A 7,458-nucleotide genomic window follows, 5' to 3' on the forward strand; every position below is an offset into this window, starting at 1 on the left:
GATCGAACCAGTGACCTTAGGCTTATGAGTCCTACGCTCTAACCAACTGAGCTACAGTGCCGCAAGAGTAAAGCACTGTAGATTATAGCAGATAACAGTAATCGGTGGCAAGCTAGGCTTTTTAAGGATAATTTAATGAAGCTGTCGGACAATATGCTTCGAGAAATATTTCCCGTACTTCTCTAGTGAGCCGCCCTTCTGTGTCAAGGGCGGTTTGCTATTCTGTGCTATAATTTTGCCGTGAACGATGAGCTAGAATTGAATGAACGAGTAGAAGTTATTGCGACGTTTGGCAGCGGTTTAGAATTGTGCGTACCGCGGCGGTTTAGGCGTCCGAATGGGCGTGAGATTGAAGTAAGCGAGCTAGGTTTGCGGCATCCAGTAGCTAAAGGACGGCGAACGATGCATATTTTTGATGTGACGGACGGGCAAGCTGATTATCGGCTGGAATTCGATAGCGAGCGGTTGACTTGGCGATTGACGCGCGAGGCGGAGCATGGCTGAACCAGCTAGCCAAAGAAAGCAATCCCTCTCAAATGGCTTAAACTTGGAACATAATCAAACATTACCGCTGATTATGCATATAGATCTCAATAGCTGTTTTGCGACTATTGAACAGCAGTCGCGGCCGCTGCTGCGCGGTCGGCCAGTGGCGGTAGTTAATCGTTTGGTCGAGAACACTTCGGTTATCACCGTGAGTTACGAAGCGAAAGCTTACGGCGTTAAGGCTGGCATGAAATACCGCCAAGCTAAACGCCTGTGTCCCGAGCTAGTAGCGCTCGACAGCGACCCGCCGAAGTATCGCTGGGTATATCGGCAGCTGCTACGAATTATGAACAGCTACAGTCCGTCGGTGGTAATGAAAAGCATTGATGAAGGTATAATTGATTTTGCAGTAGCGCCCGAATCAATGCGGTCGCGCGGCTTAGAAGCGATCGGCAAAGAGATAAAGCATCGGTTGCGCACCGAAGTAGGCTCGTACATGCGTTGTAATATCGGTATCGGTACTAACCGTTTCTGGGCCAAGATGGCGGCTAGCTTGCACAAACCTGACGGGCTTGATGTCGTGACGGCGCAAAATGTACAAACGGTGTTAGCTAGCTTAACTTTACGCGATCTAACGGGAATTGCGCGGCACAACGAGCAGCGGCTGAACGCGGTGGGTATTTTTACGCCGTTGCAAATGTATGAATCGTCGCCAGAGGCGCTTCATGCTGCTTTTCATAGTATTAATGGTGAAAAATGGTATCAACGTCTGCATGGCTGGGAAGTCGATGATTTGATAAGCGACGTTAAAACATGCGGCCGCCAATACGTACTAGAGGAGCGCAATATGCCGCGGCAACAAATAGCCGCTCGATTGCACAATTTAGTCGAGGCGGTTGGACAAAAATTGCGTTCGCAGCGCAAGTCGGCGCGCGGCGTCGGTATTTATGTGCGAATGGCGGGCGTGGGTAGCGACTCAAAGCTATCGTCGAATAATGGACGCTGGGGTCGCGCGGGTAATTACTGGCAGCGTAAATATTTAGCGCCGCTGCCAATGTTTAGCGATGCTGCGTTGTGGCGCGTGGCCGAAGAGCTATTCTGCCAGGCGCCGGCTGGCGATATACGCGAGATAGGCGTGCATTGTTATAATCTGTATAACAGCACCAGCGATCAACTGAGTTTGTTTGGCGACGAATTAGCGCGCGAGCAGCAAACCACTTGGGCGATTGACGAGATTAATCAGCGGTACGGCGCTCGGACTATTCACGCTGCTAGTACGCTTAATACCGAGGCGGTTCGCACCAAGATTCCGTTTGGCAGTACGCGCTACTTATAAATGTATTACTGCATATAGTATCAATTAATACTAGCGTCCTGATGGATTATAATAAAGGTAATATGACGTACCTAGTGGCAGTTTCTGGCGGCGTGGATAGCGTGTGTTTATTGGATATACTGAGCCGGTCAGATCATCAGCTAATTGTAGCGCATGTCGAACATGGAATCCGCGGCGAGGCTTCGCGCGCTGATGCACGGTTTGTGGCAGCGTTGGCGCAGAAATATAATTTACCGTTCGTTTCGACGGCGCTTAATCTCGGGCCGAATGCTAGCGAAGAATTAGCGCGCCAGAAGCGGTATGACTTTTTGCTAGCACAGGCACAGAAGTTTGGCGCGGTGCTGGTTACGGCGCATCATGCTGAAGATGTTGCCGAAACGATTGCTATCAATATTGAGCGAGGTACGGGATGGCGTGGGTTAGCTGTGCTAGCGCGCACAGGAATTAGACGTCCGCTGATTTCTTTTACCAAGACGCAATTGTACGATTATGCGCTGCAGCATCGCTTGGAGTGGGTTGAGGACGCAACGAACGCAAGCGGTCTTTATCAACGCAATCGTGTCAGAAAAGCACTAAAAAGTGTTATTAGTCAACGCACAGTTGTAAGACTATTGCAGTTACGTGCTAGACAACTAGCTTTACGGAAAGATATTGAACGCGAAACTGAGCGGATCACGCTGCGCAATAGTGGTTCGCGGTATTTTTTGTCGCAAATTGATGATGACGTAGCGTTAGAGCTGTTAGCGAGCGATATTGCCAGGCAAACTGGCGGACTGCGACCGACTCGGCCGCGTACTCAACGGGCTTTGCTGGCTATCAAGACGGCGCGGCCGGGCGCTAAAATTGATGTCGGCGATGGCGTGCAATTAGAAATTACCTCTCGAACTTACTGCGCGAAGGTGGTATAATTACAGAGATATTCTGAATTTGATTATAAAACCACGAAAGGATACATATTTCAATGCCTAAACCTCGTAAACAAAAGGTGAGTAATAAAGTTCGGCTCGGTTTATTCTGGGCAATTATCGTTTTGATTGGACTGTCGCTATATGCGGCATTTATGCCGGCTAAGCCGCTCCAGGAAGTACCAATCGCTCAGGTGATTCGAGACGCCAACGAAGGCAAAGTAGCCAAGATCGAAGGCCAAGGCGGCGACCTTCAGGTGACCATGAAGGGCGAGAATAAGCCATCTAAGCGGACATACTTAGGCGGCGGGGTTTCGTCGCTGCTGAAAGACAATATACTTAACGAAAAAGGCCGTGCAGTTGTTTCGGATAGCGCGCCAGTTGATAATTCTGTGATGCTGACTTTGATGACGGTGGTTTTGCCGGTGCTGCTGATAGGTGCGTTGTTCGTCTTCATGATGCGGCAGGCCCAAGGTCAGAATAGCCAGGCGATGAGTTTTGGTAAAAGTAAGGCTAGGCTATACGGCCTTGATAAAGAGCGGGTGGTGTTTGACGATATAGCTGGCAATGATAATGCTAAACAGGATTTACAAGAGGTCGTTGACTTTCTCAAGCATCCGAAAAAATATCAAAGTCTCGGTGCCAAAATCCCGAAGGGCGTGCTGCTAGTTGGCGATCCAGGTACCGGCAAGACGATGCTAGCGCGAGCAGTAGCTGGCGAGGCGGATGTACCTTTCTTCTCTATTTCTGGTTCAGAGTTTGTTGAAATGTTTGTCGGTGTTGGTGCCAGCCGCGTGCGCGACCTTTTCCAGAAGGCTAAGAAAAACGCGCCGGCGATTGTTTTTATCGATGAGATTGACGCCGTCGGGCGCAAACGCGGCAGCGGTATGGGCGGCGGTCATGACGAGCGCGAGCAGACGCTGAACCAAATTTTGGTAGAGATGGACGGTTTTGAAGCGGACACCAATGTGATTGTAATTGCGGCGACCAACCGGGCTGACGTGCTTGATCCGGCACTGCTCAGGCCAGGCCGCTTTGACCGGCACGTGACGATTAGTTTGCCGGAGCGCAAAGATCGCGAAGCTATTTTGAAAGTTCATTTCAAAAATAAGCCGACTGACGACACGGTCGATCTCGATAAATTAGCAGCTAAGACGGCTGGCTCCAGCGGTGCTGATTTGGCGAATATTGCTAACGAGGCAGCAATTATCGCAGCGCGGCGCAACTCCAAGAAAGTGTCGAATGACGACCTGACCGAAGCTTTTGAAAAAGTGGCTATCGGCCCGGAGCGTAAAGCTAAAGTAATGAACGACCATGAAAAGGAATTAACTGCTTATCACGAAGCTGGCCATGCCATTGTTGGTCATGTTTTGCCAGATAGCGATTCAGTACACAAAATCACTATCATTCCGCGCGGCGGTACGGGCGGCGTGACGTGGTTCTTGCCTCCAGAAGACAGAAGTTACACTAATGTTTACGAGTTTAAAGATATTCTAGCGCGAGCGCTGGGCGGCCGGATTGCCGAGAAGCTGATTTACGGCGATGATGGTATCACTACTGGCGCTGGCAGTGATTTGCGCCACGCCGCTAAAGTTGCCCGCAATATGATAGTTGAACAAGGCATGGGCTCGAAACTGCGCGACCAAGTCTTCCACGAGGACAATGGCGGCATGGTTTTTGACAAAATTACCCACGACCGGCCATATTCAGAGGCGACAGCACAAGAGATCGACAACGAGGTCGAGGCGCTAATCAAGGAAGCGTCGGTTCGTGCCGAGACAATACTCAGCAAGAATCGGGCAGTGCTTGAAAAGCTCAAGGATGCTTTGCTCAAAAACGAAACTCTCGAAGAAGAAGACGCCGCTAAATACATGAAGGATGCGGTGCTGCCAAAGGAAGTAAAACTACACGCATAAACTATGGCGGGGCGAGGAAGTCGAGTACGGTCGGTTGTTGCGAAAGCGAATAGCAAATTGTCAGTACAGTGGGCGGCAATTCTGCTGTCTGGATCGACAATGCTGTCAAGCTTGCTGGGGATTTACCGCGATCGTTTAATTAATGGCATGTACCTAGACACTTATAAAGTGGGTGCTGATGCCTATGTAGCGGCGTTTACCGTGCCGGATTTTATGTATTTCCTGCTAGTGTCGGGCGCTTTGAGCGTATCGTTTATCCCAGTGTTTAATCAGCGTTTGGCGAGCGGCAATAAGCGATCGGCGTGGGAGCTGAGTTCAAGCTTGCTGAATCTCTTTGCGGTATTGACGTTAATCACTAGCGTGCTAATTATCATCTTTGCCGACCCGCTGGTGCGCTATGTTGTTGGCCCGGGCTTTGGCGAACAAGGACATGCTTTGGCGGTGAGTATGATGCGTATAATTGCCGTCAATCCGTTTTTGTTCGCGATTGCGACGGTAGTGTCGAGCATGCAGCAAGCAATCGGCCGGTTTACTTTTTTGGCACTAGCACCAACCATCTATAATCTAGGTATCGTCGTCGGTGCCAAATATTTTACTAACGGCATTAATATCTTTGGTTGGCAGATTTTTGAAGGCGGCATTATGGGCGTGGCTCTTGGCGTAGTATTAGGGGCAATTTTGCAGCTGGTGGTTAGTTCAATTGGTCTGGTCGGTATAAACTTTGACTATCGCCCAGTGATTTCTTGGCGCAACAAAGGTTTTCGCCAAGTCTTGAAGCTTTTGCCGCCACGCTCAATTGATCAAGGAATTGATTATTTTAATGGAATTGTTGAAATTAATCTAGCGTCACGGATGGGCGACGGAATTATGCGTGTTTATCAGCAGGCGTCTAGTTTGAGCTTGATGCCAGTGAATCTAGTTGGCGTAGCTATTAGCAATGCGGCTTTTCCGCGGATGACTGAACGGTTAGCGGAAGGGCGAGTTGACCTCTTCAAGAAAGAGTTGCGCTCGGTTTTCCGCTGGATTGTCTGGTTAGCCTTGCCGATTGCTGTGATTACTTTCTTTGCGCGTGGTTATGTGGTGGCATTCATCAAGAACGGCGGGCAGCCGGCGATTGCTAGTGTTCTCGGTGCGTTAGTGATATCGATATTCTTCCGGACGCTTTATCATATTATGGCGCGAACATTCTATGCACAGCAAGACACGCGAACACCTCTGTATATTTCGATAGCTACAATATCATTGAATATCTTATTGGCAATAGTTTTCACGCAGCTGTTCGGCTGGGGAGTGTTTGGTTTGGCTTGGGCGCAATCAATTGTCTCGGTGGTAGAGATTGCGATTTTGCTAACTATATTGCACGTACGTACACCAGGTATTTTTAATCGCAAGACACTACGCAGTATTATTACTATGATGATTGCCAGTGCAATTATGGGTGTGGTGACTTATTTTGTAGTACAGATGTTACAGCTGCAGTCGCGCGATATGAATTTTATGGCGGTTTTCCCGAAGTTTACTGTTATTGTGGTGGTGAGTTTTGCGGTATATATAGCTTTAAGCAAAGTATTTAAGCTTGAAGAGGCGGATCCGATTGTTGCGAAATTACGACAGCTGCTATTCGGCAGAGTGAGGCGTTAGAGTGGAGCGTATCCGTAATTTTTGCATCATCGCTCACATCGACCACGGTAAATCGACGTTGGCGGATCGGATGATGGAGATGACAGGGACGGTGGAGAAGCGCGAGATGAAGTCGCAGCTGCTGGATAGCATGGATTTGGAGCGTGAAAAGGGCATCACCATTAAGCTCGCGCCGGTGCGGATGAAATATGAATATCAGGAGGTGGAAGTGAGCGGCACATTACCGCTCCCATCGTCGAAGACTCTTGCAGAGTCTTCACGTCGGTCGCTAGACGCGGGTCCTGTCAGTCGATCCGCCCCTTCTTCTGAAAAATCAGAGATTTCTTCAGAAGCGGGCGCTACCCCATCGACTGCCACCCGCTTAGCGCAGTCTGGCTCTCGGGCTTGTGCAGATGTTGGCGTGAATGGGCTGGCTCAGCCAACTGTCTACGATCTCAATCTCATCGACACGCCTGGCCATGTTGATTTTAGCTATGAGGTGTCGCGTAGTTTGCAGGCCTGCGAGGGCGCGGTATTGGTGGTTGATGCCAGCCAAGGCATTCAGGCGCAGACGCTGGCGAATGTGTACTTGGCGATGGAGCAGGATCTCACGATTATCCCGGTACTCAACAAGGTCGATTTGCCAGCCGCTGATGTGCCACGGGTGTCCAAGCAGGTGATCAATTTGCTGGGCTGTGATGAAAGTGAGATTATTCACATTTCTGCCAAAACTGGGCAGAATGTTGATCAGGTTTTGGAGGCGATCGTTGAGCGAATACCAGCGCCAACCGGTCAGCCAGATGACCCAACTCGGGCCCTGATTTTCGATAGCTATTATGATGATTACCGCGGGGTAATTTTGTATGTCAGGGTGGTTGATGGGCAGATCAAAAAGGGTGAAGCGATTCACATGATGGCGACCGGTGCTAATGGGCTGGCGCTGGAAGTTGGTCATCTCAGCCCCGGCATGATCCCCGACCCGTCGCTTGACACCGGTGAAATTGGCTACATCGTCACCAACTTGAAAACCACGCGTGAAGCGCGGGTGGGTGATACTGTGACGTTGAAAAAGTTTCGAGAGCGGACACATGTCACGTAGCCAGCTAACCCTCACCGATCAAGACTGGCATCACCTCCGGGTATTGTGGGAGTATCTTTGCGTTGAGAGTCGGCTGCCGGCGCGGGCGGATGCTAT

Annotated in this window: 5 protein-coding genes and 2 pseudogenes; all 7 read left to right on the forward strand. The window is 50.0% G+C overall.

Annotated features, from left to right (window positions below; genetic code table 11):
* The first annotated feature begins 240 nt into the window (after positions 1–240).
* Positions 241–504 (forward strand): hypothetical protein, encoded by a 264-nt coding sequence (locus tag G1ANC_RS03080; RefSeq protein ID WP_129693555.1) that lies wholly within the window; start codon positions 241–243, stop codon positions 502–504.
* 73 nt (positions 505–577) lie between these two features.
* On the forward strand, positions 578–1,822 hold the full coding sequence (locus tag G1ANC_RS03085; protein WP_206660722.1) for a hypothetical protein: 1,245 nt from the start codon (positions 578–580) through the stop codon (positions 1,820–1,822).
* Positions 1,823–1,884: 62 nt separating this feature from the next.
* Positions 1,885–2,730 carry a tRNA lysidine(34) synthetase TilS gene (gene tilS / locus G1ANC_RS03090; protein WP_164998000.1) on the forward strand — a complete coding sequence of 282 codons (846 nt, stop codon included), beginning with the start codon at positions 1,885–1,887 and terminating at the stop codon, positions 2,728–2,730.
* A gap of 53 nt (positions 2,731–2,783) precedes the next feature.
* On the forward strand, positions 2,784–4,643 hold the full coding sequence (gene ftsH / locus G1ANC_RS03095) for an ATP-dependent zinc metalloprotease FtsH (protein WP_129693558.1): 1,860 nt from the start codon (positions 2,784–2,786) through the stop codon (positions 4,641–4,643).
* A 3-nt stretch (positions 4,644–4,646) separates the two neighbouring features.
* Positions 4,647–6,284, forward strand: coding sequence for a murein biosynthesis integral membrane protein MurJ (gene murJ / locus G1ANC_RS03100; protein ID WP_129693559.1), 1,638 nt, complete (start codon positions 4,647–4,649; stop codon positions 6,282–6,284).
* Position 6,285: 1 nt separating this feature from the next.
* Positions 6,286–6,483 (forward strand): annotated as a pseudogene (locus tag G1ANC_RS04255) (GTP-binding protein); the annotation flags it as partial.
* 135 nt (positions 6,484–6,618) lie between these two features.
* Positions 6,619–7,326: pseudogene (locus G1ANC_RS04145) on the forward strand (GTP-binding protein); the annotation flags it as partial.
* Positions 7,327–7,458: the final 132 nt, after the last annotated feature.

This window comes from Candidatus Nanosynsacchari sp. TM7_ANC_38.39_G1_1 (assembly GCF_004138385.1).

Coding starts and splice junctions, on each gene's coding strand:
- murJ (WP_129693559.1), top strand. CDS start 4,647: ATGGCGGGGCGAGGAAGTCGAGTACGGTCGGTTGTTGCGAAAGCGAAT.
- ftsH (WP_129693558.1), top strand. CDS start 2,784: ATGCCTAAACCTCGTAAACAAAAGGTGAGTAATAAAGTTCGGCTCGGT.
- tilS (WP_164998000.1), top strand. CDS start 1,885: ATGACGTACCTAGTGGCAGTTTCTGGCGGCGTGGATAGCGTGTGTTTA.
- G1ANC_RS03085 (WP_206660722.1), top strand. CDS start 578: ATGCATATAGATCTCAATAGCTGTTTTGCGACTATTGAACAGCAGTCG.